Origin of the sequence: Burkholderia sp. BCC1972 (assembly GCF_905339605.1) — a bacterium.
In the GTDB taxonomy this organism is placed as follows: Bacteria; Pseudomonadota; Gammaproteobacteria; order Burkholderiales; family Burkholderiaceae; genus Burkholderia.
Window position 1 is genome coordinate 107,664 of the sequence record NZ_CAJPGH010000009.1, and the last position, 24,085, is coordinate 131,748.

A 24,085-nucleotide genomic window follows, 5' to 3' on the forward strand; every position below is an offset into this window, starting at 1 on the left:
GGCTAGCCGGTCAACCGCGCAGCGGCGGCGTCAGGTACGGCGCGGTCGAACCGGGCTCGCCGTCCTTGATCTCCATCCGCGCAATGGCCTGCAGGTGCACCTCGTCCGGGCCGTCGGCGAAGCGCAGCGCGCGGCCCCAGGTCCACAGATCGGCGAGCGGCGTATCGGGGCTCAACCCCGCCGCGCCGAACACCTGCATCGCGCGGTCGCACACATCGGTATAGACGGTTGGCACGAGCGCCTTGATCATCGAGATCTCCTTGCGCGCGGCCTTCGCGCCGACCTTGTCGATCATCCACGCGGCCTTCAGCACGAGCAGGCGCGCCTGGTCGATCTCGATCCGCGAGCGCGCGATCCATTCGCCGACGGTGCCGTGCCGGTTCAGCGGCTTGCCGAACGCGACGCGCGACTGCGCGCGGTCGACCATCAATTCCAGCGCCAGCTCGGCCGCGCCGATCGAGCGCATGCAGTGGTGGATGCGGCCCGGCCCGAGGCGCGCCTGCGCGAGCGCGAAACCGCTGCCTTCCTCGCCGAGCAGGTTGCGCGCCGGCACGCGCACGTTGTCGAACGTGATCTCGCAGTGCCCTTCCGGTGCGTAGTGATTGACGACCGTGATGTTGCGCACGACCGTCACGCCCGGCGTGTCGCGCGGCACGAGGATCATGCTCTGCTGCTGGTGCGACTCGGCCTCGGGATCGGTCTTCCCCATCACGATGAAGATCTTGCAGTTCGGATGCGCGGCGTTCGTGATGAACCACTTGCGGCCGTTGATCACGTACTCGTCGCCAACGCGCTCGATGCGCGTCGTGATGTTCGTCGCGTCCGACGACGCGACGTCGGGCTCCGTCATCGCGAACGCCGAGCGGATCTCGCCGCGCAAGAGCGGCAGCAGCCACTGTTCACGCTGCTCGGGCGTCGCGAACATGTGCAGCAGCTCCATGTTGCCGGTGTCCGGTGCGTTGCAGTTGAACACTTCCGATGCCCAGCCCACGCGCCCCATGATCTCGGCGAGCGGCGCGTATTCGAGGTTCGTCAGGCCCGTGCCGGGCTCGTCGTCCTTCAGGTGCGGCAGGAACAGGTTCCACAGCCCTTCCGCCTTCGCGCGCTCCTTCAGTTCCTCCATGAACGACACCGGGTACTGGCCCGCATGGACTTCCTCATTCCACTGGCGGATGCGCGGCACGATGTGCGCGTCCATGAATGCGCGCACGCGTTCGCGCAGTGCTTCCACTTTCGGGGTGTAGCCAAATTCCATGATCGACTCCTCGAGATTCGGTGTTTCCGTTCGTTCGGTTCAGAAGGCCGAGACGCCGCCGTCGACGGCGACGGCCTGCCCGGTCAGATAAGTGTTTTCCTTCGCGCACAGCGTCAGCATCGTCGCGACGATTTCGTCGGGCCTGCCGAGCCGCTTCATCGGCGAGCCTTGCGCGAGAAAGTCCTGGCGGTCGCCGATATCGCTGTCGGTCACCATCGGCGTCGTGCTGTAGAACGGGCACACCGCGTTCACGCGAATGCCGTGGCGCGCATATTCGAGCGCGGCCGTTTTCGTGAGCCCGACCACCGCATGCTTCGACGCCGCATACGCGGCGAGCTTCGGCGCGCCGCCGAGCCCGGCCATCGACGCGACGTTGAGGATCACGCCTGCGCGCTGCGTAAGCATCTGGCGGATCTGGTGCTTCATCCCGAAGAACACGCCCTTCGCGTTCACCGCGAAGCTCAGGTCGAGATCGGCTTCGTCGGTATCGATCAGCGCCTTCATCGGCGGCGCGATGCCTGCATTGTTGATGCCGACGTCGAGCCGCCCGAAGCGCGCGGCGGCGTCCTGCACCAGCGACGCCACGTCGGCTTCGATGCGCACGTCGCAGCGCTGCGCGATCACGTCGGCACCGGCCGCGCGCAGCGGCGCGGCCACGCGTTCGAGCGCCTCGCCGTTCAGGTCGCCGAGCGCGAGCCGCGCGCCCATCGCGGCGAGTTCGCTCGCGAGCAGCGCGCCGAAGCCGCTCGCGGCGCCGGTGATCATCACGGCCTGGCCGGCGTAGCTGTCGATCTTCATCGCGCGCTCAGATCGTCAGGCCGCCGTCGACGACGATGCATTCGCCGTTCGTGTAGCTCGCCGCATCCGACACGAGATACAGCACGGTGCCGGCCATTTCGCGCGGCTCCGCATGGCGCTGCAGCGGGATCTTCGCCTTCCACGTCTCGTAGATGTCCTTGTCGGCGAACAGCGCGCCCGCGAACTTCGTCTTCGTGAGCCCCGGCAGCAGCGCGTTCACGCGGATGCCGAGCGGCCCGCACTCCTTCGCGAACGCCTTCGTCATGTTGACGACGGCCGCCTTCGTGATCGAGTAGATGCCCTGCCGGTCGCCCGGTTGCAGCGCATTCACCGACGCCGTGTTGACGATCGCGCCGCCGCCGTGTTCCTTCATCAGCTTGCCGGCTTCGACCGACATGAAGAAGTAGCCGCGGATGTTCACGTCGACGGTCTTGTCGTACGCGGCGAGATCGGTGTCGAGGATGTGCCCGAAATACGGGTTCGCCGCCGCGTTGTTCACGAGGATGTCGAGCCGCCCGTGCTTGCCGCGGATATGCTCGAACGTCGCGGCGATATCCTCCAGGCGCCCGACGTGGCACGCCAGCGCCTCGGCGCGGCCGCCCGCCGCGACGATCGCGTCGGCCACGGCCCGGCAGTCGTCGAGCTTGCGGCTCGACACGATCACGTGCGCGCCCTGCTCCGCGAGCAGCTTCGCGATTTCCTCGCCGATGCCTCGGCTTGCGCCCGTCACCAGCGCGATCTTGCCCGTCAGGTCGAACAGGTTCGTTGCCATGTTGCTGTGCTCCTCCATTGATTGGATTGTCGTGTCGCCGCTCGGCGCGCGTTGCGATTCGTGCCGATATCAGCGATGCGCGTCGATCACGCCGACGGCCAGTTCGGCCAGCCGGCCGGCCATTTCGCCGACGCGCAGCGCCTGCTCGCTCGATGCGTTGCCCTGCAGCGCGCGCGCCTTCACGCCCTGCGCGATTGCCGCGAGCCGGAAGAAACTGAATGCGAGGTAGAAGTGCCAGTCGCGGATCGGCGCGATGCCGCGCAGCTCGCAATAGCGCGCGACGATCGCCGCTTCGTCAGGAATGCCGAGCGTCGCGCGATCCTGGCCCGCGAGCCCGCGCACCTGCCCGCCTGACGGCAGCCGCAGGCACATGCAGAAATACGCGAGGTCGGCGAGCGGGTTGCCGAGCGTCGACAGTTCCCAGTCGAGCACGGCCTGCACGCGATAGCCGTCGCGCGCGAACATCAGGTTGTCGATCCGGAAATCGCCGTGCACCAGCGCCGGCCGGCCCGTGTCCTCGGGGCACGCCTTCGGCAGCCAGTCGATCAGCGTTTCCATCGCGTCGAGGCGCCCGGTTTCGGCCGCGCGATACTGCTTGGTCCACACGCCGATCTGGCGTTCGAAGTAGTTGCCGGGGCGGCCGTAGTCGGCGAGGCCCACCGCATCGACATCGACGTCGTGCAGCGCGGCCATCGTCTGCAGCAGCGCGTCGTAGCAGGTCGCGCGATCGGCCTGCGGCAGTTCCGGCAGCGCGGGATCCCAGAAGATCCGGCCGTCCTCGAAACTCATCACGTAGAACAGGCTGCCGATCACGTCGCGGTCTTCGCAGAGGTGATACGGGCGCGCGACCGGCACCGCGGTGCCAGACAGCGCGGTCAGCACGCGGAATTCGCGGTCGACCGCATGCGCGGATTTCAGCAGTTCGCCCGGCGGCTGGCGGCGCAGCACGTAGCGGCCGCTCTTCGCGTTCAGCAGGAAAGTCGGATTCGACTGGCCGCCGGCAAACTTCTCCGTGTCGACCGGGCCTTCGAAGCCCGGCACGTGCGTTTCCAGATAGCGCGTGAGGCGGGCTACGTCGAGTTGCTGGGAAGGGTTTGTCATCGTCGCGATCGTTCGTGGGTCAGCCGTAGGTCCGCCATGTGTACCGTTCGGGATCCTCAAGGTGCGGGATGCCGTTGAACGACGCGAGGTGGAACGCATCGGCGTTGAAGAAAAACTGCGAAAGACTGCTGTTGCGGATCTGCAGGTTCAGCGCGATCGCGCTCGACGGCGGCGCAGCGAGCACCTGCTGGACGGTCACCGCGATCGGGCCGCCGGAGCTCACCGCGAGCACGCGCTGGCCGCCGCCGTGGCGGATCGCGGCGCGTGCATCGGCCACGCGCTGCTGGAAATGCGACCAGGTTTCGGGGGCCGCGTCGCCGAGCTTGTCCTCGGTCCAAAGCTGCAGCACCTGCCGGAGCGCACGGAAGTGCTCCTTCATCGAACCGGCGGCAAGCCGTGCGATCTCGGGATAGTCGTGGGCGGCCGCTGCGAACAGCCCATGGAAGTCGTATTCGTTCAGGCCCGGATGGCGGTCGACCGGCACGCCTTCGCGGCCCATCCCGTGCAGGATCGCGTCAACCGTCTGCGCGTGGCGGGTCATCGTGCCGCAGATCACGCGGTCGAACGCCAGGCCCTGCCGCGCGAAGTATTCGCCGAGCCAGGCGCCCTGCTGCTCGCCGGCAGGAGAAAGCCGGTCGTAGTCGTCGGTGCCGAATGACGCCTGCCCGTGCCGTACCAGAAAGAGTTCAGCCATTGCATGCCCGCCTGAGTGAAGGATTCAGCATAGCGAGCCGGCGACCATTTTTAAAATTTATTTGGTGAATGAGCGGGTATTCACATCGTCAATTCCCGTGCCGCCGCCTTAAGACGCGCCGTGGGATCGTCCGACTTATACTGCGCGATCCGCCCCCTTCACAGGAGTCCCGCCCATGTCGCATTCCCCGCCGAACGACCTGCCCCGCTACCGCCTGCTGACGGGCAAGGACGACGCCGCGTTTTGCCATCGTGTGTCGGACGCGCTGGCGCTCGGCTATCGCCTGTACGGATCGCCCGCCGCCACCTTCAACGGCGATCACGTCGTCGTCGCCCAAGCATTGCTCTGGCCGGACAGCGACGCATGAGCGCCGGCGCGTAACCCCGATCGCCCTGCCGCGCATCGCCCGATCCGGCATCGGCACCCAAGGATTCACAGGCGCCGGCCGTGCGGCACGCGAATTGCGATGTCGGACACCGTGTCGAATAAATCCAGGAGGGATGCGATGCTCGGTACGATCCTCATCATCGTTCTGATTCTGCTGCTCATCGGGGCATTTCCTTCATGGCCGCATAGCCGAAGCTGGGGCTACTGGCCATCGGGGACCGTCGGGCTGATCGTCGTCATTGTCGTGATACTGGTGCTGCTCGGTCGCATCTGAGTCCGGACGCGCGTGCCGCTGCATGGGCACGCGCGTTCCGATATCGCCATCGTGACTTCTTTACACGCGAAAGTAAGTCGTAAAGGGAAACCCGCCCGCGCGGCCCGTGCTTACTCCCGCGTCCACCCGTTCTCGTAAAGCTTCCCGGCCAGCACGCCGAGGCGCGACGCGAGAACGTAGTTCTCGCCGTCCTCGATCAGTGCCGAGCGCACGTCGCGGAACAGCTTCTCGATCGGGAATTCGCGCGTGGTGCCGTTGCCGCCGAACAGCTGGAACGCCTCGTGCGTGATCTTCATCGCTTCCTCGGTCACGCTCACCTTCGCCTGCGCCGTCGCGTACGGATGGCTTTGCGGCGACATCCGCGAGAACGCGAGGCTGCGGCGCGCGATCGCACGCGCCATCTCGAGCCGGCGCAGCATCTCGCCGATGCGCAGGTGCGTCATCTGATGATCCATCAGCAGCGCGCCGCCCTGCTTGCGCTCGTGGCAATACGCAAGCGCCAGTTCGAACGCGGCACGCGCAGCGCCGACGAACACCTGGCACATGTGCGTACCCGCATACGACCACGTCGATGCGAGGTTGCCGAGATAGTCGTCCTTCAGCGCGACCGCGAAGCGCTTCGGCACCTTCACGTTGTCGAAATAGATCTCGCCCTGCGGCAGCGAGCGCTGGCCGATCTTGTCGAGCGGCTTGCCGCGCGACACGCCGGGCAGATCGAGCGGCAGGATCATCGCGATGCCGTTCGTGAACGCGCTGCGCTCGCCTTCGCCGTAGAAGCCGTCGCCGTAGTCGGCCGCCATGTACGCGAGTGCGACCTGCGCGACCGAGCCGTTCGAGATCCACGCCGAGCTTTGCCCGTTGATCACGATCTCGTCGGCACCGACCTTCGCGGTCACGTTGCCGACCGGCTGCCGGCCGCTCCCGGCGAGTTCCTGCCGATACAGGATCGCCGCGTCCGAGCCGCGATCGGGCTGCGTGTTCATCCAGCAACCGACCTTGCCCGCGCACATCTCGATCAATTCGGCGTTGCCGACCGTCTGCGCCATCATCAGCGGCATCGTGGCCGCGCCGATCGACACGGCGAGGCCCGAATCGCCCCAGCCGAGCTCCTCGCCGATCAGCGACTCGATGCGCACGGCCGTCTCCGGCGGAAACTGCGCGATCAGCTGCGGATCGAGCCCGAGCTTCGCGCTCTCGACGATCGCGGCCCAGTACGGCGAGCCCGGCGCGATCACGTCCTCCGCCGTCATCCGGTCGAGCTCGCGGCCGATCGGCCGCAGCACGTCGCGCGCAAAGCGATGGACCGTGTGCTGGATTGCGTTTTCCTCTTCGCTCAGCGGCGTCTCGAAGCCGGTCATGCCGACCACGGGCAGCGCCGCGGACTTGTTCAGACGAATCATCTCCGTTCTCCTCCTGGACTCGAATCATGTCGGCCCGGCAGCGGACGCGCCCGGCCATCCCACATCTAGTAATACATACCAAACATAGGTCATAATGACAAACACAGGAAGCAAAAAAAAGACAGGGTATTCCCCTGTCTCCGTTCGCGTGACCGCTGCGGGCTCGTACGGCTACTTGCCGGCAGGCACCGCCAGCGTGCCATATGCGATCGCGCGCGACGTCGCCGCGAAATACGCGTCGAGCGCCTGCGTGTGTCGCCCGATGGTGCCGTACTGCATCGCGAGACCATCGGCCAGCGCGATCAGCATCGTGGCCGCATGCCGGCTATCGGCCGCGCTGAAGGCTGGCGTGAGCGCGCGTACCAGCTGCGTGAGATCGCGCGTGAGCGCCGAATACCATTCGTCGCACAGCTTCAGGCATTCGGCATCGGTGGCCGCGAACGACAGGAAATGCCGGAACAATGCGTTGTACTTCGCATCCTTCGCATCGGCGATCGAGCGCACGATAATTTCTTCGAACACGTCGCGCGGCGACGCATCGCTGCTGATCGCGCGCTTCATGTCGTCGAGATACGCTTCGATGACCGGCTCGATGACGGCCCGCAACACGGCGATCCGGGTCGGGAAGTAGTACTGCAGATTGCTGACGCTGATGCCCGCGGCTGCGGCAACCGCACGCTGCGAGAATTCGAGCGGGCCGCCTTCCAGCAACAGCTTGCGCGCGACGCGAATGATCGTGTTGCGCGTGCGCAGGCCTTGCGCCCGCAAGCCGTCGGTATTGCCGGCTGCGGCGGTGGCAGTCGAAGTGCGCCGCTTTCTCGTGCTGCGCTGCTCGTTGGACACTGTCATCGTGTTCGTCGTGAAGATGGCGTTTCGGCTTCGTCGAATGAATGCTCCGTGCCTTACGGAGCGCCAACGACTATACCCGATGCGCGCTGCATTTTCCATCGAGCCGCCCTTCCGTCGGGCGGGCCAGCCGGATGCACGCTTTCGCGTCGCGACGATCGCGTGCGCCGCTACGTCGGCCGCACCTTGCGGTTCACGCGTTCGTCGAGCAGGTTCGCGACGCCGAGCATCGCGGTCATCGCACACCATCGCAGCGGCTCGGGCGGCACCGACGGCGTCTTGTGCGTCAACGTGTCGAGCAGCGGCGATCGCCCATCGTGAATGCGCTCGGCCAGCACGCGCCCGATCAGCGATTGCGTGCCGACGCCATGCCCCGAACACCCGGCCGTGTAGAACACGTTCCCGTGCGCACCGGCCGCGCCGACCACCGGCAACGCGTCGCCCGCGAACGAGATATAGCCGCTCCAGCAAGCGCGCACTGGCACGTTGCCGAGTTGCGGAAAACGCGCGTGCAGCGTCTTCAGCAACGCGCGATACGCGTCGTCGTCGGGCACGTTCGGGGTCTGCGAGCCGTACACGTAATGCAGCCGCTTCGTCGTCAGCAGCAGCGTGTTGCGCGCGGTCAGGCGGTGGCTCTCCATCGTCAGGTGCGACGTGACGATGCCCTCGCGATTCGACCAGCCGAGCGCCGCGAGCTGCGCGTCGGACAGCGGCTCGGTTTCGAGCGCGGACACGCGCAGCGGCATCACCTTGTCGCCGAGCAAGCCGAGTTGCGGCGTGTATGCATTGGTCGCGAGCACCAGCGTCGGCGCACTCGCGCTGCCCCGTGCGGTGCGCACGCGTACCGTCTCGCCCGCGTCGAAATCGAGCAGCGCGGTGTTCTCGTAAAGTTTCACGCCGGCCGCGAGCGCCGCGCGCCGCAAGCCCGTCACGTACTTGCCGGGATCGAGCGTGCCGCCGCCCGGCACGTATGCACCGAACAGGAATGCCGGCGGAATCCCGCGTTCGCGCATCACCGCACCATCGAGAAACTGCGCGGGCGAGCCGAGCTCGATGCCGGTGGCCATGCTCTCGCGCAGGCGCTTTTCCTGCGACGGATGCACGCCCGCGCGAATGATGCCCGACGCGCGGTAGTCGCAGTCGATCGCGTATTCGGCAAGCTTGCGTTCGACATACGCGACGCCTTCGTCGTAGAAGCCGACGATCCGCTTCGCCTGTTCGTGGCCGACCCGCTTGAGAAACAGCTCGTATTCCAGCCCCTGGCCGCCTGCGAGATAGCCGGCATTGCGCCCGCTCGCGCCGAAGCCCGCGAACTCGCGTTCGAGCACGACGACGCTCGCGCCGCGCGCGGCCAGTTCCAGCGCGGTGGACAGGCCCGCAAAGCCCGCGCCGACGACGATCACGTCCGCGCGGACATCGCCTTCGAGCGGCGGCTGTGCACGCTCCGGCGCTTCGATCCATCCGCCGACGGGACGATACTTCTGCAACGCGGCGTCGGCGCGAATTTCCTCGCCCCAGCGCGCGAGCGGCCCGGCCGCATCGGCGCCCGCCGCCTGCATCGCCGCTGCCGCACCGACCGCGCCCGGCGCCGGTCGCGTCGTCTGCCCTGCCTGCGCTACCTGCCCGAGCGCCGTTGCGCCGTGTGCATCGCCCATGTCCGCCTCCATCAGTCCCTGCTGAGAATGTGAATCGCCAGCGCAGCCTCTTCGACGCCCTGCAAGCCGCCGCCGTTCTCCTGGATCGCATGACGCGCGCCGTCCACCTGCCGTGCGCCCGCTTCGCCGCGCAACTGCGTGACCAGTTCGTACAACTGCCCGATGCCGGTCGCACCGAGCGGATGACCTTTCGATTCAAGGCCGCCCGACGTGTTGATCGGGATGCGCCCGCCGAGCGTGAACTCGCCGCGCTCGGCGGCCGGACCGGCTTCGCCGAGCGGCACGAAGCCCAGGTTTTCGGCCTGGATGATTTCGCCCATCGCCGATGCGTCGTGCACTTCGGCCACGTCCATGTCCTCCGGCCCCACGCCGGCCTGCTCGTACGCCTGCAACGCGGCGAGCCGGCCGATGTGCTTGTGCGGCTCGTCGATGCCCCGCCGCGTGAAGCTGCGGATCACGCTCGCGGCGATCCGGATGCAGCGGCTGCGGTCGGCACCGATGCGTTCCAGCCCTTCCTCCGTGCAGAGGATCGCGGCCGCCGCACCGTCCGACAGCGGCGCGCACATCGGCAGCGTGATCGGGTACGTGATCGGCGCGGCCGCCAGCACCTCGTCGATCGTGAACGGCTGGCGGAACTGCGAGTACGGGTTGTGTACCGAATGCCCGTGGTTCTTCGCCGACACGGCGGCGATCTGCCGCTGCGTCGTGCCGTACGTGTGCATGTGGTGCCGGCACATCGCCGCGTAGATCTTCATGAAGCGGCTGTACGGGCGCTCGGATTCCGAGCCGGGCGGCGGCTCGATCCCCTCGCCGAGCCGCGCGAGCGTCGCGAAATTCTCGTCGACGCGCGACACGTCCCAGCCGGCCTCGAACAGCGCGAACGATTTCGCCTTGTCCGCGACGTTCATCTTTTCCGCGCCGAGCGCGAGCGCGACATCGCACGCGCCCGACTGCAACTGCCGCACGGCGAGGTGCACCGCCGTACTGCCGGACGCGCACGCATTCTCGACGTTGAACACCGGAATGCCTTCGAGGCCGATCTTGCTGAACACGACCTGGCCGGGGATCGACAACTGCCCCTGCAGCGGGCCGTTGGTGATGCCCGCGTAGAACGCGGCGCGGATCGCATCGGCGTGGCAGCCGGCGTCCCGCAACGCGCGCTGCAGCGCCTCTCTCGCCAGATCGTCGAGGCTGCGGTCGAGATGCCGGCCGAACACGGTCATCGCGATACCGGCGATGTAGATGTTGCTCATCGTATGGAATCCGTATGAAGCAGGTTCAGATCCTGCGTTGCTGTCCTTGCCAGTACTGTTCGCGCAAGTCCTTCTTCAGCACCTTGCCGGCCGTGCTGCGCGGCAGTGCGGCGACGAAATCCACGCTCTTGGGCGCCTTCACCGAGCCGAGCTTCTCCTTGCACAGCGCGACAAGTTCCTCCGCGCTCACCTGCTGCCCGGCATTGAGCTCGACCACGGCCTTCACGGCCTCGCCCCATTTTTCGTCGGGCACGCCTATCACCGCGCAGTCCTGCACGGCCGGATGCGCCCAGATCACCTGCTCGACCTCGCTCGGATAGACGTTGAAGCCGCCGCTGATGATCATGTCCTTCTTGCGGTCGGTGATGTGCAGATAGCCGTCGCGATCGAGATGGCCGATGTCGCCGGTGTGCAGCCAGCCGTCGACGATCGTCTCGGCCGTCTTGTCCGGCGCGCGGTAGTAACCCTTCATCACGAGGTCGCCGCGCACGCAGATCTCGCCGGTCTCGCCCTGCTTCAGCACGTCGCCGCGCTCGCCGACGATCTCGACGCGCACCAGCGGATTCGGGCGGCCGACCGACGCGAGCCGCGTGTCGGATGCCAGCTTGCCGTCGACGAAGTGCTCGGCCGGCGTCAGGTACGAGATCGACGCGGGCGCCTCGGTCTGCCCGTAGCCGCCCGTCATCACCGGGCCGAACACGTCGATCGCGCGCTTGAGCTTCTCGACCGACATCGGCGCGGCGCCGTACAGGAAGTAGCGCAACGACGAAAAATCGACCTGCTCGATGCCGGGGATGTCGAGCAGCCGGTAGATCACGGTCGGCGGCAGGAAGAACTCGGTCACGCGATGCTTGACGATCGCGCCGAGCAGCAGCGCCGGGTCGGGCTTCGGCAGCACGACCACCGTGCCGCCGCGCGCGGTGCACGGCAGCGACATCATGCCGGCCGTGTGCGTCATCGGCGCAGCAGCCAGATTCACCGGGCGCGCATCGTCGTACGTCATCGCGATCATGAATTGCGCGAAGTACGTCTGCAGCGAACGATGCGTGTTCATCACGCCCTTCGGTGCGCCCGTCGTGCCGCCCGTGGCCGACAGCGCGACGACGTCGTCCATCGCGTAGTCGACGACCGGCGGCGTCGCCGGCTGGCGCTCGCTCCACGAGGCCAGCGACGGCGCCCACGGCAGGTCGGCGTCGAGGCACACCCACAGCCGGATCTTCGGCAGGCTCGGCCGCAGCGCATCGATCGCGGCCGCGAACGCCTGATGGAAAAACAGCACTTCGCAGTCGAACGCATCGAGCACGTACTGGTTCTCGGCCGGCGCGTTGCGGCCGTTCACCGGAATGTACGCGAGCCCGGCGCGCCACATCCCGAGCGCGCAGCTCCAGCCGATCACGTCGTTGTCGGCCCACACCGCCGCCTTCGCCTCCTTCGCGAAGCCGGCGGCGAGCAAGCCGTTGGCGATGCGGCACGACAGCTCGCCGATCTCCTGGAACGTGTAGTTGCGATCGTCCTGGATGTACGCGATGCCGTCGGGATTGAGCCGCCAGCCGCGGTCGTAGAAATCGATAATGGCCATGTCACAAGTTCCGTTGGGTCTGGTCCGGTGCGGCGGCGGCCGTCACAGTTGCGTGACCGTCGCGCGCGCGAGCCCGCGCTGTTCGAGGAAGCCGAGCAGGTAGCGATGGCCGAATGCCTTCGAACCCGACGCGAAGCCCGTGCGCGCGGTATCGCCGTCGAGCAGCTTGAGCACGCCGGCCGCGTGGATCGCGCCCGTCGAGATGTACGGCGTGACGCCGTGCACGGTCGCGCGCACCGACGCGAGCTGGCCGCGGCCGATCGCGAAGTCGACGCTGCGCTGGATCGTCGTGCGCTCGCGCGGCGGCATCGTCGGCGTGGTCGACGCGACGACCTGCTGCAGCACTGCGTCCTGCTGCTCGCGCGGCAGGTGCTTGTATTCGGCTTCCCACTTCTGCCCGAACTGGTGCACCAGCTTCATCACGTTGTTGTCGTAGAAGCCCACGCACGAGATGCAGCTGCGCACGCGCGCATCGTGCTCGAAGTAGACGGGCAGCGACGTGCCGCCCCACGGCAGGCAGAACACCGGCTGCATCAGCTCGGGCGTCGCGACGGTGAACGATGCGTCCACGGCGTGCGGCACGAGCGCCTTCTCCCACAGGTAGCAGGACTCGTGGCGCGCGCCGTCGAAGATCGTCGCGGTCGAGCCGATGCTCACGCCGGCCGCGCCGCGCGGGCCGCGCGTCAGCGTGGCCGTCTCCAGCGCATCGATGCCGGGCGTTTCGAGCGCGAGCTCGGCGGCGATCTCGGCGAACGTGTACATGTACGCGTTCGACGACGACACCAGCAGGCCGGCCTGGCGATACTGCTCGCCGAACTGGTCGCGCACGGCGCGGATATACGACTGTTCGCCGGTCGTATCGAGGTGGTGACAGCCGGCCTTCAGCGCCGCCTCGACGCCGACGAGCCCGAAGCTGGAGAACGGCCCGACCGTGTTGCACACCACCTTCGCACCGCTGAACGCCTTCACGAGCGCGTCGACGTCGTGCTCCGCCTCGATGATTTCGTATTGCGCGGATTCGAGACGCACGACGCGCTGCGCCATCATTTCCTTCGCGCGGCCCGCATTGCGCGCGACCGCCGTGAACGGGATGTTCTGGTCGATCAGCCAATCCATGATCAACATGCCGGTGTAACCGCTTGCGCCATAAACGACGACGGGATGCTTAGCCATGCTTGTCTCCTGAAACGTGAATTGTCGGGAACCGGTTCGGTTCAAAGTCGGGTACTGCTGCTTCGTTTCCGGCGTGCTCTTTTATAGAACACATTACCAATCTTAGGTCACTATGACAAAATAATGCGTAAAGAAAAAGGCAGGGTATTCCCGGCCCTGACGCGTTTCGCGCATCACTTCGCCGCCCCGTCCGGCGACAGGCCGGCCAGATAGTGCGCAACGGCACGCGTGTCGTCGCCCGACAACGTCGCAGCCAACGCGTTCATCGCGCCGGTCGGATCGTGCCGCTCGCCCGAGCGGAACGCCGCCAGTTGCGTCTCCAGGTAAAGCTGCCCCTGGCCGGCGAGCCGCGGCGCCGGATCCTTTCCCGTCAGCGCCGCGCCGTGACACGCGCGGCAGCTTCGCGCCTCCACGAGCGCCAATCCCCGCTTGTCGAGCGCCGCGTCGGTCGGCACGGCCTCGTTGCGCGCCGGCGCCTGTCGCGCGAAGTAGGTCGCCAGCGCGGCGATCTTCGCGTCGTCGAGTTCGCGCGAAAGCGGCCCCATGTACGCGTTGCGGCGCTGATCCGTGGCAAACGCGCGCAGTTGCGCGGCGATATACGTGGCCGGCTGGCCTGACAGCGACGGATACGACGCGTTCTGCGACTGCCCGTGCGCGCCATGGCAGAAGAAGCACGTCTCCTGCGGCTGCGGCCATGCGCCGCCGTTGGCCTTGTCGGCTTCGCCGATCGCGGCCATCGCTTTCTGGTAACGCATGCCGTCGACGAGATCCGGCCCGTACAGCACGCCCGCCGCCACGCCGCCCGCCAACACCAGCCCCAGCACGGCGCCGATCATCCAGGTTCGTTTCACTCAGGCCTCCTTGCCGCGGCCGGCCAGTTTGCCGAGTGCCTGCAACGCCGCGCGGTGCCCGGAGCGCACCGCGCCGTCCATCGCGCCGGCCCACAGGTCGGCCGTCTCGGTGCCCGACCAGATCAGCCGGCCGGCTTCCGGGCGCAGGAATTTGCCCCATTTCGTCCAGAAGCCGGGCGGCAGCGGGTGGATGCACTGCAGCGTCCACGGATCGACGCGGCCCCAGTCGTAGTCGTGGAACTGCGTCGGGTGCAGCGCCTTGTCGCCGAGTGCACGCGCGAAGATGGCCGACAGCGTCCGTTCGGCGGCCTTCGGCTCGGCCGGCAGCGAGCCCGGCGCGACGAACGCGGCGAGCACGCCGGCCGAGCCGTCCGGCGGCGAGTTGTCGTACGCCATGAACACCGGGCCGCCGACCTCGAAGATTTGTCCGTTGTAGCCGTCGTCGCGCCAGAACGGCCGGTCGTACACGTGTACCGTCTTGCGCATCGGCGCATTCGCCGGCCAGTTCCGCTGCAACTGCGCGCGGCCGTCCGGCAGCGGCGGATCGAACACGATCTGCTGGCACAGCGCCGGATTGAGCGCGACGATCACGCGCCGTGCGCGCAGCACGCCGCGATCGGTCTGCACGTCGACCACGTCGCGATCCCAGCCCGAGATCTTGCGCACGGGGCAGGACAGTTGCACCTTCGACGCGCCGAGTTCGCTCGCCATCCGGATGCTCAATACCTGCGAGCCACCGACGAAGCGCGTTTCCTGTGCGCCGCCCTTGGTCGATTCGAGCTTCGCGTAGTCGCAATCGGCGCTGTTGATCATCGACAGGTAGTGCAGCAACCCGAGCTGGGCCGGTGCGCCGCCGAGCGACAGCTTCGCCGCGAGGCCGAGGAAGTAGCCGTCCTCGTAGGTCACGCCCTGCTTGAGCAGCCAGTCGCCGTAGGTCAGCTTGTCGAGCTCCGCCGCGTGCTGCGCAGTCCACGGTTCGCGGGACGGCACACCGCGTGCGAGTGCGCCGAGCTTCGCGCCGAGCGCGTCGTCGCCGCCCGAGCCGCCGTGGAAATCCTGTGCGACGCGCGCGTCGCCGGCCAGCACGACGGTCTTGCCCGCGTAATACGTCGGGAACGTATCGACGCCGAGTTCGCGTGCGAGATCGGCAATCGCCGTCTGCCCCGGGCCGATCCACTGGCCACCGGCTTCGGACACCACGCCGTGCCCGAGATCGTGGTTGTAGGTCCGCCCGCCGACGCGATCGCGCGCCTCGACCACGACGAACGATTCGCATCCGGCGCGCTTCAGGTCGCGTGCGGCGGTCAGCCCCGCAAGCCCGGCGCCGATGATGACGACATCGAACACGCCGCGATCGGCGGACGCCGACACCGCGCCTTCGGCGAACGACACCTCGCCGGCGGCGAGCGATGCGGCGCCCGCGGCCGCGACGCGCAACATCCGCCGCCGGGCCTGCATGTCCGGCTTGTACTTGCTCTTCATCTTGCGTACTCCACCCTTTCTTTCGTTTTTGCGGATTCCACTCACGGCGCGGCCAGCACGCCGTCGTGCGAAAACAGCACCGGCTTGCCGCGCGCATCGACCAGCGCGGCGGTGAGCGTCGCGCGATCCGCGCGCTGCGCGACGTCGAACGGGCCGCCCGCTACGCGTTGCGTCAGCACGAGGCCATCCAGCCCGACACCGGTCAACCCGCCGCCGCTGGCGACGAGATCGGTGATCGAGCTGCGCGTGCCGGTGTTCAGCGCGGTCCACGTCGTGCCGCCGTCGCGGCTCTCGAACAGGCTGCCGAGCAGCCCGCCCACCACGATCCGGCCGTCGGGCATCGCGACGCCCGACCACAACGTGCCTTTTCCACCCGTCGGCAGATAGGTCCAGTTCGCGCCGCCGTCGGTCGACTTGATCACCATCCCCTGTTCCGACGCGACGTAAAGCGCGTGCGCGGGGTCCGCAAACACGTGATAGAGATTGCGGTCGGCCTTGCCGCCGCCCGGCGGCTTCGGCAGCGTCGTACGCGCCCACGTCTTGCCGCCGTCGTGCGTCTGCAGCATCAACGACCACAGGCCGACCGCGATGCCGTCCTGCGCATTCGTGAACAGCACCGAGAACAGCGGCTGGTCGACCGATGTATCGAGCCGCTGCGTGACCCATGTGTCGCCGCCGTCGTCGGTCGCGAGAATCGCGCCCCACTGGCCGACGGCCCAGCCGTGCTTCGCATCCGCGAACGACACGGCCGACAGCGTCGCCGACACCGGCACGCGCCGCGCCTGCCGCCAGGTCTTGCCGTCGTCGTCGGACAGCAGCACGATGCCGTGCTCGCCGACCGTGACGATCCGCGACCCCGCGCGCGCCGCATCCATCAGCATCCGGTGCGTCGGTGCGGCCCATGCATGCGCGGGCTTCGCGGCCCAGGCCGCGACCGTTCCGCCCTGCGGTTGCGCAAAGGCCGCCGCGGCGGCGCAGAGCGCGGTACAGGCAACGAGCGTCTTGATCATGGATGAATCTCCGTAGTGGTATGCGCGGGCATCAGTGGCTGAACAGCGCCGACCAGCCGGCATGCGCGACGCCGAGCGCGATGACGGGGGTCTTGTCGGCAACCCGCGCGGCCGCCGTCTGGCGTCCGGCGTCGCCGTCGTTCGACGGCGGGGCCACGGCCCGTTCGTCGGCCGTGGTGTGGCGCACACCGACGCGTTGCGCGTCGGTCGCGAACGCGTGGACCGGCGCGGGCCGATCCGCGACCGTTTCATGGAATCGTTCGAAGGCTGCCGCCACGAGGCAAAGCGCGCCGCATACAGCAAAGGTCTTGACCATGACTGAATCTCCGTCGGGGTGTTCGTCAGCGTCAGTGGCTGAACAGGCCCGGTGCACGGGCCGGCTTGCGGCGCGGGAACCAGCGTTCGAGCAGCGATGCGAGCGCGGGCAGCGCGGTCATCGCCATCACGAGGTTCACGATGAACATGAACGCGAGCAGCTTGCCCATGTCGGCCTGGAACTTGAGCGCCGAGAAACTCCACGTCGCGACGCCGATCGCCAGCGTGATCGCGGTGAAGATCGTGGCCACGCCCACTTCGAGCATCGCGTGCTGCACGGCCTTCACGATGTCCTGCCCGCCCGCGAGATGCACTTGCAGCCGGTTGTAGATGTAGAACGCGTAATCGACGCCGATCCCCACCGCCAGCACCATCACCGGCAACGTGGCGACCGTCAGCCCGATCTGCAGCTCCTTCATGAACCAGTAGCCGATGAAGGTCGCGACCGACAGCGGCACGCAGCACGCGAGCATCGCGCGCCAGTCGCGGTAGGCGAGGAACACGAGCACCAGGATCGCCGCATACACGTAGAGCATCATCGGCAACTCGCTCTTCTCGACTTCGTCATTCGTCGCGGCGAGCACGCCCGCATTGCCCGCTGCCAGCCGCACCGTGACGCCCGGGAACGGATGCGACGCGCGGTATTGCTTCACGTCGTCGAGGATCCGGTTGATCGTCGTCGCCTTGTGGTCGGTCAGGAACAGGTGCACGGCCGTCATCCCGCAGTCGCGGCTCATGAAGCCCTTCACGCGCGATACGTCGACCGACACCGCACCGTAGTTCTCGGCGGCAATCGGCACGACGTTCATCTTCGGGAAGTCCTCGTTGTAGCCCTGGTTGTAGGCGCGCAGCATCGCCGAGTACGACTGCACCGACACGACGCCCGGCTCGGTCTTCATCGCGGCCGAAAAGTCGTCCTCGTACAGGCCGACCGCCGGGTTGTCGCAGGCCTTGCCGGTCGATTCGATCGCGACCGTCAGCCAGTCGAGGCCCATGTCGTAGTTGCCGGCAATCGACGTCGCGTCGCGGTTGAAACGCGCATCTGCACGCAATTCCGGCGCGCCCGGCTGCAGCGTGCCGATCACGCGATCGCGGCTTTGCCACGCGGCGAGCGCAAAGATCGCCACCGTCAGCGCAACCGTGGCGCCTGCGTACTTCGGCTCCGCCACGCGTGCGAGCATGCGTAGCGGCTTCGCACGCTGCTGCGCACGCTTCAGCGAATTGTCCGCGTACGTTTTCGTGAAGTTGAAGCACGATGCCGCGACGGGCAGCAGGATCAGGTTCGTCACGATCTTGTACGCGACGCCGAGCGACGCGGTAATCGCCAGCTCGCGCACCATCGGGATCGGGATCAGCAGCAGCGTGATGAACGACACGAACGCGGTAATCAGCGCGAGCACGCCGGGGATCAGCAGGCCGCTGAAGCTGTGGCGCGCCGCATCGAACGAACTCTGCCCGTGCGCGATCTCGCGGACGATGAAGTTCACCTGCTGCACGCCATGCGACACGCCGATCGCGAACACGAGGAACGGCACGAGCACCGCGAGCGGATCGAGCCCGAAGCCGAGCAGCTTCAAGGTGCCGAACTGCCAGACGAGCGACGTGAGCGAGCACGCGACCAGCAGCACCGTGAAGCGCACCGAATGGCAGTACCAGTACACCGCGAGCGTCGTCAGCAGCAGCGCGACCGCGCAGAAGCCGAGCACGGCCGTCGCGCCGTCGGCGATATCGCCGATCTGCTTCGCGAAGCCGATGATCTGGATCTCGTAGCCGGCATCCTCGAACGGCTTGCGGATCTTCTGTTCGAGCAGGTGATTGAACGCAACGTAGTCGAGCACCTTGCCGGCACTATCGCGCTCGTTCAGCTCGGCCGTGATCATCGCGCTCTCCTCGCCGTGCGACACGAGCGTGCCGACATAGCCGCCGAGCGTCGTCGCGCGGCGAACGCGCGCCACGATGTCGGGCGTCAACTGGTCGGGCGTGACCGTGCCGGGAATGATCGGCTCCGCGCGAAACCCTTCGTCGGTCACTTCGTTGACGAACGCGTTCGGCGTCCACAACGAGCGCACGCCGATCCGGTCGACATTCGGCAGATACGTGACGGCCTGCGTGACGTTGTACAGCCGCGTCAAGCCTTCCTTCGACCAGATCGAACCGTGCTTGGCCCGCACGACCACCGTGATCCGGTTCGCGCCGAGCAGGTCGTTCCGGTATTGCTGGAACGTGCGGATGTACTCGTGCCCGATCGGCATCTGCTTCTCGAAACCGGCATCCATGCGCAGCTGCACGGCGAACACGGCCATCGCGACGGTGAACAACGCGATCGCCGCGAGCACGATCGCGCGGTGACCGAAGAAAAGCCTTTCCAGGCGACTGACCAGACGATTGAGCACGACGTTACCCCTTCATGTAATGCGGTGGCATCCGCCACCCGGCAGCGTCAGAAATTCCGCGTGACGAACAAGCCGACGAAATTGCGGTCCGCATAAGGCTGGCCCACCGTGTTGTGGCCGCCCCAGAACGCGGTGAAATTGATGCCGGCCTGCCAGTTCGGCGGGTTCTGGTTGAACAGCACGTAGACGTTCACCGACTTCGCACCCTGCATGTAATTCGCGGTGAAAGTCGGCGTGTAGCCGTACAGGCCGTCGGAGAACGTCACGCCCGGCGTGACCTGCCAGCCGGGAATCAGCGAGCCGTCATAGGTCCAGTTGAAATCGATCGTCGCGCCCACCGAGCTCGAGGTACCCTGGCCCATTCCGATCGGATAGCCGGCCGCCGATCCGTTGTTCAGCCACGGCAGGTAGCCGGTCTGCGGCAACTGCGTGACGGTCTGCCCGCCGACGGTGCGCGTCACGCCGCTCGAGCTCAGCCCCGGGTAGTAGATCCACGTCAGTTCCCACGTCAGCGCGGCCGAATCGGCACCGAGCAGCTTCAGGAACGGGTACTCGCTGCGCGTGAGCGCCAGCAGCCCGTTGATGTCGTACTGGAATTTCTTCTTGTCGACCCATTGCGGGCAATCCACGCCGGCCACGCCGTTCGTGTTCAGGTCGAGCGGGCCGCCTGCGCCGTAGCAGCTCGACAGCGCGACCGCATCGCGCGGCCGGTACGACAGCTCGGTGCCGATCGCCCACGGGCCGACGCCGAAGTTCGCGCTGACGCCGAACAATTGGCGCCGGCCGAGATACGACCATTGCTCGGTGCCGTTCGCGAGCGATGCGAGCACCGGCGACTTGTCGGTGTAGTTCAGGTAGTAGAACGCGAAGTTCGCGTCGAACGAGCGCGGTGAATAGTTGAACTTCACGCCGAACTGCGGCCGGTATTTCGCTGGCAGGTTCGTCGTGCTCGGCAGGCCGATGTCGTTGAACGGCGGCCCGGCGTAGGTGCCGTTCACGAGCCCGTTCTTGATCGCGTTGAGCGTGTCCTGGTTGCCCGCCGCGCCCGATCCGCCGATCGCGTTGGCGATCGTGCCGGCGCTCGGGCCGGTTACGTTCAGGTTGTTCGTGTTGATCGTGAACGGCTCCGCGCCGCGGCCGAAGCCGTTCGTCACCGACCAGTACGAGCCGACCGGCGGATAGCGGTTGCCGTTCCACTGGAACTGGTAGTAGGCCTCGGTGCTGAACCCGTGCGACAGGTCGGCCGCCAGGCTCACCATCGGCGCCGGCAGCAGCGCCTGCTTGAGTTGCGAGCCGGGGATCAGCAGCTTCTGCGCGTCGATCGAGTTCGTCGCGTTGATGCCGCTCTGCGCAAACATGCTCTCGCCCCAGTTGATAACCTGGTTGCCGAGCCGCACGTGCGCATTGCGCCCGCCGATCGTGAAATCCTTCTGCGCCCACAGGTCGAGCAGCTGTGCGTTGTAGACGACCTGCGCGGCAGCCGTGCTCGACAACGGCGTGCGGTTCGTGTTCTTGGCCATGAAGTCGTACATGCCCGTGCCGCGCACCATGAACTTCAACCCTTCGCTCGGTATCTTCAGCAGCAGCTCGCTGGTCGCGCTGATGTAGGTGCTGAACGGCTGGCCCTTGCGGTAGTTCAGGTCACCGTTGTCCGCGTAACCCCACTGGTTGGTGTTCGCACCCGCACCGCAACCGAATGCATTCGGATCGCCGGTGAGCGAGCAGCTCGGGTTTTTGGTCCGGATGCCAGCGCCGGCCGTCAGGTTCGACACCCACGAGCCCTGCAGGGCCCCGCCGTTCAACGTGAAGTCATACGCGTACGCGCTCGACGTCGCGGCGCCCGCCATAGCCACCGATACCGTAGCATTCCTGAACAATCTTGCCGGTTCCATGATCCACCTCCGCCCCTGTTCGATGCCGGCGCACGATCGTTGCGTGCGCCGGTCCTTGTATCCGTCAGCCGGTCACCGTCAACGCTCGCTGACCGAGCGCAGCGATTCCGCCGTGTAGAAATCCTGCTTGAAGCGCGGATCGTCGGCCTGGCCGAACCAGCGAATGTCCTTGCCCTGGCCGATCGACGACGCATCGAACACATAGCGGCCGTTGATCATGTCGTACTGCGCGAGCGGTTCGTTGTCGCAGGTGCCGCCGAGCTCCCATACCGGAATCGGGTAGCTTTCCCGAACCTTCCACAACTTGCCCTGCGCGTCGTAGTCTTCGCCGACGAGCGCGAGCCAGCTGTCTTCGTCGAGATAGAACACCTTCTTCGACGCGACGTGCCGCGCGCTCGGCTTCAGCGTCGCTTCGACGACCCATACGCGATGCGTCTCGTAGCGACGGTTCGCAGCGGCGAGGCCATCGGGCGTCGCCACATCATGCAGCTTGCTCTTGAACCGGTACATGCCGAACGCGTTGTACGGGACGAGCAATTCCTTCTTGCCGACCAGCTTCCAGTTGAACCGGTCGAGCGAGCCGTTGATCATGTTGGCCTCGTCGATCAGGTACTGGTTCTCGAAGCCGATCAACGGCGCGTCGTGCGTATAGGCCGGCATGCGTCGCACGCGGCGCTGGCCCGGAAAGTAGTAGTAGGTTTCCGAGTCCTTGTTGAAGTACTGCCGCTGGACGAAGGCCTGCCCGGCCAGCGCGGCCGGCGAGTTCATCTGGAAGTAGACGGCGACGCTCAGCTGGTCGACGTCCTGCGGCGAGGTCTTGCCGAGTTTGGCCGACGGGAAGTAGAACGTCTGCGGGCCGACCGCGTCGATCCATTCGCTGCCGCCCGGGCGCGGCGAAATGCTCGTGGCGACCTGCGCCCATTCGACGCCTTCGCCGCGATAGCGCATCTCGTAGTTCAGGATCGCTTCGATGCCGCTCTTCGGTTGCGGGAACGGCACGCCGGGCAACGCGGCCGCGGCAAGGTTTTCGCCGGTCGAATCCAGCTTCGCGGCCGTGAGGTTCGCCTTCGAGTTCTGCTCGGCGGCATCCGGCAACTGGCATTCGCGGTGGGACGGGTAGACGTCCATCCGGTAGCCCTTCTTCTGCTTGATCAGCGCGACCTGCCCGGGCGACAGCTTGTCCGCATACTTGTCGACGTTCGCCGCGTCGATCGAGTAGAGCGGCTTCTCGCTGCGATGCTTCCAGAAATCGCCGCGCACCTTGCCCCACTCCCAGCCGGCGTCGGGCGACTGCTTGCCCGCATAAGCCGGCACCGCGCCGTCCTTGCTCGCCGAACGGTCGGCGCCGGCCGGCGTCAGGTCGTCCGCCGCGACGGCGGTGCCGATCGCGATACATGCAGCGGCCGCGATCGCGGACGTGGTCCAGAAACGATGCTTCTTCATCATGGTTCTCCTTCCTGCTCCGCCTTCGCTCGCCCATCCTGGACGAAACGCGTTTGCTTCGATCGTCATCGTCAGCCGACGATGACGTCGCGCCCTGATCGAGGCCGGCCGGGGTTCCGGCCGGTCGCCTGCCGCCTGATTGCCTTTCCGTATATTTCTTCAGTACTACGATTCGAATGGAACGCAGATCCGGCGAAAAACCCTCGTGCCTTCCGTCAACCCTTGCCGGACCCTGCCACCGCCACCGCGCGAATCTCGACGCACAGCCCCGGCAACGCCAGTTGCGTGACGCCGACCGCCGTCCAAGACGGGTAGCGGTCGGGGAAATACTCGTCCTTGACCGCCGCGAAGCCTTCGGTCTCGCGCTGCAGGTCCGTGTGGAAGGTCGTCAGCTCGACGACATCGGCGAGGCTCGCGCCGGCTTCCTCGAGGATCATCTTCAGGCACTCGAACGCGATCCGTGCCTGCGCCTGCACGCCGTCGGCCGGCTGCATCTGCGCGTCGAGGCCGACCTGGCCCGACACCCAGATCGTGTCGCCGACGCGCGTCGCCGGCGAGAAGTGGTACGCGTCGTACCAGGGCTGGAACGCGGCCGGCACGATCGATTGCCGCTTGGGGGTTGCTGCCATGATGAAAATCTCCCGGTTCAGACGAGTTGACGGAAACACGGCGCGCGGAACGGATCGCCGGCCTTCAGCCCGGCAAGTTCCTCGACGAACAGCACGCCGGCCGGCGTGAATCCCGAGCGGCTTTCGTCGGGCAGCGGGCTGAATACCGCGTCGTCGCCGAAAAAGCGCAGCACGAGCGTATGGCGATCGGGGAAATCGGCGTCGACCGCGCCGCCGCCGTGCAGCACGCCCGGATGGAGCAGCAGCACGTCGCCCGGCTTCGTTTCCCACGACAGGATGTCGTACGCATCCGGCGCCGCGCGGCGCTCGGCCTCGATGTTCGGCAGGCGCGGCCATACGTCGCCGCCATGCAGCGGGTCGGTCGGATCCTCGGCGTTCTGGAACGTCGTGCCGTCATGCCGCACACCGTGATGCGAGCCGCGCACGATCTCCAGCGCGTTACGCTTCGGCACGTGTTCGAAGCTGATCCACGCGTTGCCGAAATGCATCCCCTGCCACGGCAGGTACGACGTGTCCTGGTGCCACGGCGAGCGTGCGCTCTTGCCGCCGCCCTTCATGAACAGCTCCTCCGCGAAGTACCACACGTGCTTCGAGCCCCACAGGTCGGCGAACAGCTGCCCGAACGGCAGCGTGCCGACCAGCGCGTCGAGCCGCTCCTTTGCATACGGGTTCGCGTTGTCGTTGTGCGACTTGTATTCGGTACCGTCGAGCAGCGTCGTCGCCATCGGGCCCGGGTTCTCCATCCCCCAGTCGAACACCGCGCGGCATTGCGCGAGTTGTTCGTCGTTGAGCACCCCTTCGATGAGCACGGCTCCGTCCTCGAAGAACGCCTTTCGCTTCATTGCATCCATCGTCTATCTCCCGATTCGTTCAGCCTCAACCG

At 66.9% G+C, this 24,085-nt stretch carries 22 protein-coding genes; 2 read left to right on the forward strand and 20 right to left on the reverse strand.

The window, feature by feature from the left end:
- Positions 1 to 10 precede the first annotated feature (10 nt).
- The 5 genes from U5798_RS15420 to U5798_RS15440 form a co-directional block, all read right to left on the reverse strand.
- On the reverse strand, positions 11 to 1,255 hold the full coding sequence (locus tag U5798_RS15420) for an acyl-CoA dehydrogenase family protein (RefSeq protein ID WP_322082555.1): 1,245 nt from the start codon (positions 1,253 to 1,255) through the stop codon (positions 11 to 13).
- Between the two features lie 39 nt (positions 1,256 to 1,294).
- Positions 1,295 to 2,053 carry a glucose 1-dehydrogenase gene (locus tag U5798_RS15425; protein ID WP_322082556.1) on the reverse strand — a complete coding sequence of 253 codons (759 nt, stop codon included), beginning with the start codon at positions 2,051 to 2,053 and terminating at the stop codon, positions 1,295 to 1,297.
- Positions 2,054 to 2,060: 7 nt separating this feature from the next.
- Positions 2,061 to 2,825, reverse strand: a complete 765-nt coding sequence (locus U5798_RS15430; RefSeq protein WP_124454284.1) for an SDR family oxidoreductase — start codon at positions 2,823 to 2,825, stop codon at positions 2,061 to 2,063.
- A gap of 69 nt (positions 2,826 to 2,894) precedes the next feature.
- Positions 2,895 to 3,926, reverse strand: coding sequence for a phosphotransferase (locus U5798_RS15435; RefSeq protein WP_322082557.1), 1,032 nt, complete (start codon positions 3,924 to 3,926; stop codon positions 2,895 to 2,897).
- A 19-nt stretch (positions 3,927 to 3,945) separates the two neighbouring features.
- On the reverse strand, positions 3,946 to 4,620 hold the full coding sequence (locus U5798_RS15440; RefSeq protein WP_124454279.1) for a histidine phosphatase family protein: 675 nt from the start codon (positions 4,618 to 4,620) through the stop codon (positions 3,946 to 3,948).
- 175 nt (positions 4,621 to 4,795) lie between these two features.
- Between U5798_RS15440 and U5798_RS15445 the strand changes: the two genes are divergently transcribed.
- Positions 4,796 to 4,987 carry a DUF1737 domain-containing protein gene (locus U5798_RS15445; protein WP_124454278.1) on the forward strand — a complete coding sequence of 64 codons (192 nt, stop codon included), beginning with the start codon at positions 4,796 to 4,798 and terminating at the stop codon, positions 4,985 to 4,987.
- A 138-nt stretch (positions 4,988 to 5,125) separates the two neighbouring features.
- Complete coding sequence (locus U5798_RS15450; protein ID WP_034185249.1) at positions 5,126 to 5,281, forward strand: DUF3309 family protein; 156 nt, start codon at positions 5,126 to 5,128, stop codon at positions 5,279 to 5,281.
- 110 nt (positions 5,282 to 5,391) lie between these two features.
- Here the strand turns inward: U5798_RS15450 and U5798_RS15455 are convergent, their stop codons facing one another.
- The 15 genes from U5798_RS15455 to U5798_RS15525 form a co-directional block, all read right to left on the reverse strand.
- Entirely contained in the window at positions 5,392 to 6,681 is a 1,290-nt protein-coding gene (locus U5798_RS15455) for an acyl-CoA dehydrogenase family protein (protein ID WP_322082558.1), read from the reverse strand.
- Between the two features lie 171 nt (positions 6,682 to 6,852).
- Positions 6,853 to 7,530, reverse strand: coding sequence for a TetR/AcrR family transcriptional regulator (locus U5798_RS15460; RefSeq protein WP_322082559.1), 678 nt, complete (start codon positions 7,528 to 7,530; stop codon positions 6,853 to 6,855).
- 167 nt (positions 7,531 to 7,697) lie between these two features.
- The gene (locus tag U5798_RS15465; RefSeq protein WP_322082560.1) at positions 7,698 to 9,182 is read right to left on the reverse strand and encodes an FAD-dependent oxidoreductase; all 1,485 of its coding nucleotides are present in this window, start codon (positions 9,180 to 9,182) and stop codon (positions 7,698 to 7,700) included.
- Between the two features lie 11 nt (positions 9,183 to 9,193).
- Positions 9,194 to 10,435: a thiolase family protein gene (locus tag U5798_RS15470; protein WP_322082561.1), complete on the reverse strand. Its 1,242-nt coding sequence runs from the start codon at positions 10,433 to 10,435 to the stop codon at positions 9,194 to 9,196.
- A 25-nt stretch (positions 10,436 to 10,460) separates the two neighbouring features.
- Entirely contained in the window at positions 10,461 to 12,014 is a 1,554-nt protein-coding gene (locus U5798_RS15475; protein ID WP_322082562.1) for an AMP-binding protein, read from the reverse strand.
- A gap of 42 nt (positions 12,015 to 12,056) precedes the next feature.
- Positions 12,057 to 13,187: a saccharopine dehydrogenase family protein gene (locus U5798_RS15480; RefSeq protein ID WP_322082563.1), complete on the reverse strand. Its 1,131-nt coding sequence runs from the start codon at positions 13,185 to 13,187 to the stop codon at positions 12,057 to 12,059.
- A 173-nt stretch (positions 13,188 to 13,360) separates the two neighbouring features.
- Complete coding sequence (locus tag U5798_RS15485) at positions 13,361 to 14,038, reverse strand: c-type cytochrome (RefSeq protein ID WP_322082564.1); 678 nt, start codon at positions 14,036 to 14,038, stop codon at positions 13,361 to 13,363.
- Positions 14,039 to 15,520 (reverse strand): flavin monoamine oxidase family protein, encoded by a 1,482-nt coding sequence (locus U5798_RS15490; protein WP_322082565.1) that lies wholly within the window; start codon positions 15,518 to 15,520, stop codon positions 14,039 to 14,041.
- A 41-nt stretch (positions 15,521 to 15,561) separates the two neighbouring features.
- Positions 15,562 to 16,530 (reverse strand): WD40/YVTN/BNR-like repeat-containing protein, encoded by a 969-nt coding sequence (locus U5798_RS15495; protein WP_322082566.1) that lies wholly within the window; start codon positions 16,528 to 16,530, stop codon positions 15,562 to 15,564.
- 31 nt (positions 16,531 to 16,561) lie between these two features.
- Positions 16,562 to 16,846 carry a hypothetical protein gene (locus tag U5798_RS15500; RefSeq protein WP_322082567.1) on the reverse strand — a complete coding sequence of 95 codons (285 nt, stop codon included), beginning with the start codon at positions 16,844 to 16,846 and terminating at the stop codon, positions 16,562 to 16,564.
- A gap of 31 nt (positions 16,847 to 16,877) precedes the next feature.
- Positions 16,878 to 19,238 (reverse strand): efflux RND transporter permease subunit, encoded by a 2,361-nt coding sequence (locus U5798_RS15505; protein ID WP_322082568.1) that lies wholly within the window; start codon positions 19,236 to 19,238, stop codon positions 16,878 to 16,880.
- Between the two features lie 47 nt (positions 19,239 to 19,285).
- Positions 19,286 to 21,130 carry a DUF1302 domain-containing protein gene (locus U5798_RS15510; RefSeq protein WP_322082569.1) on the reverse strand — a complete coding sequence of 615 codons (1,845 nt, stop codon included), beginning with the start codon at positions 21,128 to 21,130 and terminating at the stop codon, positions 19,286 to 19,288.
- A 78-nt stretch (positions 21,131 to 21,208) separates the two neighbouring features.
- Positions 21,209 to 22,576 (reverse strand): DUF1329 domain-containing protein, encoded by a 1,368-nt coding sequence (locus tag U5798_RS15515; protein WP_322082570.1) that lies wholly within the window; start codon positions 22,574 to 22,576, stop codon positions 21,209 to 21,211.
- 212 nt (positions 22,577 to 22,788) lie between these two features.
- The gene (locus U5798_RS15520) at positions 22,789 to 23,202 is read right to left on the reverse strand and encodes a RidA family protein (protein ID WP_322082571.1); all 414 of its coding nucleotides are present in this window, start codon (positions 23,200 to 23,202) and stop codon (positions 22,789 to 22,791) included.
- A gap of 17 nt (positions 23,203 to 23,219) precedes the next feature.
- Complete coding sequence (locus U5798_RS15525; RefSeq protein WP_027790175.1) at positions 23,220 to 24,053, reverse strand: phytanoyl-CoA dioxygenase family protein; 834 nt, start codon at positions 24,051 to 24,053, stop codon at positions 23,220 to 23,222.
- Positions 24,054 to 24,085 lie beyond the last annotated feature (32 nt).

Bases quoted from the DNA above. Each gene is read 5' to 3' on its own strand.
- U5798_RS15420 (WP_322082555.1), bottom strand. From the start codon at position 1,255: ATGGAATTTGGCTACACCCCGAAAGTGGAAGCACTGCGCGAACGCGTG.
- U5798_RS15425 (WP_322082556.1), bottom strand. From the start codon at position 2,053: ATGAAGATCGACAGCTACGCCGGCCAGGCCGTGATGATCACCGGCGCC.
- U5798_RS15430 (WP_124454284.1), bottom strand. From the start codon at position 2,825: ATGGCAACGAACCTGTTCGACCTGACGGGCAAGATCGCGCTGGTGACG.
- U5798_RS15435 (WP_322082557.1), bottom strand. From the start codon at position 3,926: ATGACAAACCCTTCCCAGCAACTCGACGTAGCCCGCCTCACGCGCTAT.
- U5798_RS15440 (WP_124454279.1), bottom strand. From the start codon at position 4,620: ATGGCTGAACTCTTTCTGGTACGGCACGGGCAGGCGTCATTCGGCACC.
- U5798_RS15445 (WP_124454278.1), top strand. From the start codon at position 4,796: ATGTCGCATTCCCCGCCGAACGACCTGCCCCGCTACCGCCTGCTGACG.
- U5798_RS15450 (WP_034185249.1), top strand. From the start codon at position 5,126: ATGCTCGGTACGATCCTCATCATCGTTCTGATTCTGCTGCTCATCGGG.
- U5798_RS15455 (WP_322082558.1), bottom strand. From the start codon at position 6,681: ATGATTCGTCTGAACAAGTCCGCGGCGCTGCCCGTGGTCGGCATGACC.
- U5798_RS15460 (WP_322082559.1), bottom strand. From the start codon at position 7,530: ATGACAGTGTCCAACGAGCAGCGCAGCACGAGAAAGCGGCGCACTTCG.
- U5798_RS15465 (WP_322082560.1), bottom strand. From the start codon at position 9,182: ATGGGCGATGCACACGGCGCAACGGCGCTCGGGCAGGTAGCGCAGGCA.
- U5798_RS15470 (WP_322082561.1), bottom strand. From the start codon at position 10,435: ATGAGCAACATCTACATCGCCGGTATCGCGATGACCGTGTTCGGCCGG.
- U5798_RS15475 (WP_322082562.1), bottom strand. From the start codon at position 12,014: ATGGCCATTATCGATTTCTACGACCGCGGCTGGCGGCTCAATCCCGAC.
- U5798_RS15480 (WP_322082563.1), bottom strand. From the start codon at position 13,187: ATGGCTAAGCATCCCGTCGTCGTTTATGGCGCAAGCGGTTACACCGGC.
- U5798_RS15490 (WP_322082565.1), bottom strand. From the start codon at position 15,520: ATGAAGAGCAAGTACAAGCCGGACATGCAGGCCCGGCGGCGGATGTTG.
- U5798_RS15495 (WP_322082566.1), bottom strand. From the start codon at position 16,530: ATGATCAAGACGCTCGTTGCCTGTACCGCGCTCTGCGCCGCCGCGGCG.
- U5798_RS15500 (WP_322082567.1), bottom strand. From the start codon at position 16,846: ATGGTCAAGACCTTTGCTGTATGCGGCGCGCTTTGCCTCGTGGCGGCA.
- U5798_RS15510 (WP_322082569.1), bottom strand. From the start codon at position 21,130: ATGGAACCGGCAAGATTGTTCAGGAATGCTACGGTATCGGTGGCTATG.
- U5798_RS15515 (WP_322082570.1), bottom strand. From the start codon at position 22,576: ATGATGAAGAAGCATCGTTTCTGGACCACGTCCGCGATCGCGGCCGCT.
- U5798_RS15520 (WP_322082571.1), bottom strand. From the start codon at position 23,202: ATGGCAGCAACCCCCAAGCGGCAATCGATCGTGCCGGCCGCGTTCCAG.
- U5798_RS15525 (WP_027790175.1), bottom strand. From the start codon at position 24,053: ATGGATGCAATGAAGCGAAAGGCGTTCTTCGAGGACGGAGCCGTGCTC.